Source organism: Bartonella queenslandensis AUST/NH15, assembly GCF_000312585.1.
GTDB lineage: Bacteria > Pseudomonadota > Alphaproteobacteria > Rhizobiales > Rhizobiaceae > Bartonella > Bartonella queenslandensis_A.
In genome coordinates, this window is record NZ_HE998013.1 from 136,405 (window position 1) to 137,851 (window position 1,447).

The 1,447-nt window shown below is 41.4% G+C and carries 1 pseudogene; it reads right to left on the reverse strand.

The features are described from left to right. Positions 1–1,447: pseudogene (locus BN338_RS08670) on the reverse strand (Vomp family autotransporter); the annotation flags it as partial.

Sequence of the window (1,447 nt, forward strand, 5' to 3'; positions counted from 1 at the left end):
GCTACCAACACTTGCAAAGGCTTTCGCTACATCATCATAGCTCTGCTCTTCAACCTTACTACCATCCTCACTGACAGTGTGAACCTTAAAGTTTGGAGCAATCCATTGACCATTCTCGTACTTAGCGCCACCGCCAAAGGATTTAGCTATACCCGTAGCTGCTGTGTCAAGTGTCTTAGATACAGTGTTTACACGTTGATTGGTCTCAAATAGCTGGGAGCCATTCACCGCATCCGTTGAACCTTCAGTGACACTACCATTCGCAAGAGATGTGATCTTACTGTTTTTCTTCTCATCATCAGTGCCATGCGTCGCAACAAATGCATGATCTTCATCACTCCATAACAATGCATCACCCTTAACTTCCTCAGTAATATCTGTGATTTGTTGCGTAAAGTCTTGAACAACATTCGTAAGATGATTGTTCACATTATTGATATTCTTATCAATACCTGCAAAGGCCGAACCAACATCTTTAAACTCTGCCTCTTTAGCTACACCTTTTTCATCAACCTGAGATAATTTATAGCTGGGGCCTGTAAAGGAACCATCTTTAAAGGATGTTTCTCCACCTAAGAATTTAGCAACATCTTGAGAGATGCTATTTATCTGACCACCCGTAACTGCATCATGTGACTTATCCGCAATCTGACCATCAGCAACATTATGCAAAGCAACAGGAGCTGCATTTTGACCTTTGCCAAAAGTCACACTTGCATAGTCAGTCTCACCATTGTCCTTCTTATCGTAAAGAACAACGGCTGAATCATCCGACTGAAGACTGTTAGAAAGTGCTTCCAAACTTTTATCAAGCTGGCCTTTGTTAACCGCTTCATTATCATTTACTGCCGCCTTAACACCTGAAAGTGTACGAGCTTCTTGATCCTTGTTGGCAATATTGACTTCGGTGCCAGCAACTTCTTTACCAATGGTGATAAGATTCGTTGTAGCATCTTTCTTGACAAGACTATCACTCACAACTTGGTCAATCTGATTGTTAATATTCGTGACAGCATTCGTCATTTCATTATGAATGCCCTTGAAAGAACTATTCACACCACCAAATGCATCGGCAACATTGTTATAAGTTTCCTCAGAAGACTTACCATCACCAGAAAATTGTAAAACTTTGAAAGTTGGAACTGTCCACTGACCATTCTCGTACTTAGCTCCCCCACCAAAATAGCTCGCCAGTGTAGTGTTCATCGAATAAAGCTGAGAGCCATTGATCGCATCTGTTGAACCTTCAGCGACAAGACCATTCGCAAGAGATGTGATCTTGCTGTTTTTCTTATCATCTTCAGTGCCATGTGTCGCAACAAATGCATGATCTTTATCACTCCATAACAACGCATTCTGCTTAATATTTTCAGAAACCTCAGTCGTGTTTTGCGTAATCTCTTCATGAAGCTTTGTGAATGAACGATCAACACCACCAAACGCATCG